Annotated in this window: 1 protein-coding gene; it reads right to left on the reverse strand. The window is 58.4% G+C overall.

Going from position 1 to position 466, the window contains the following annotated elements; genetic code table 11:
• Window positions 1–466, reverse strand: a 466-nt coding sequence (locus tag JN414_RS16520) for a hypothetical protein (RefSeq protein WP_202208888.1), incomplete at both ends; no start/stop codon positions are given.

Consider the following 466-nt stretch of genomic DNA (forward strand, 5'->3'; position numbering starts at 1 on the left):
GAGGTCATCGACCTGCGACATGAGGCTTTCCGACCCGCTGTCCGTGATGTCCAGCAGGCTTTTGAGCGTGCTGATTTCACTGGTCAGGGCATCCGTGGACATGCTCTTTCCATCGAGCCCCGACAGCATGGTGGCCAGATCCCCGGTGTAACCGTCGATATGGCCGACCGTGACCTTGGTCGCACTGTCGAATTTCGTGACATGCACGCCAAGATCATCGAGCGCATCCGCTGTCTGCTTGAGAGACGACAGCGTGCTTTCGTAGGTCTCAACGCTGTCGAAAGAGGACGGCATGCCGCCCTGGAGCGCCTTGTTGAACGTGTCGTCATCGCTGCTGAGATCGATGTTGCCCAGCAGCTCGGCCAGCGTCTTGGTGCTTTTCTTCTTGCCCTTGTGGTAGTGCCCGACCTCGCCATAACTGCCGTCATTCACCGAGATGCCCAGATCGGAATAGGTCCCGTTCAGG

Source organism: Gluconobacter sp. Gdi, assembly GCF_014132155.1.
In the GTDB taxonomy this organism is placed as follows: domain Bacteria; phylum Pseudomonadota; class Alphaproteobacteria; order Acetobacterales; family Acetobacteraceae; genus Gluconobacter.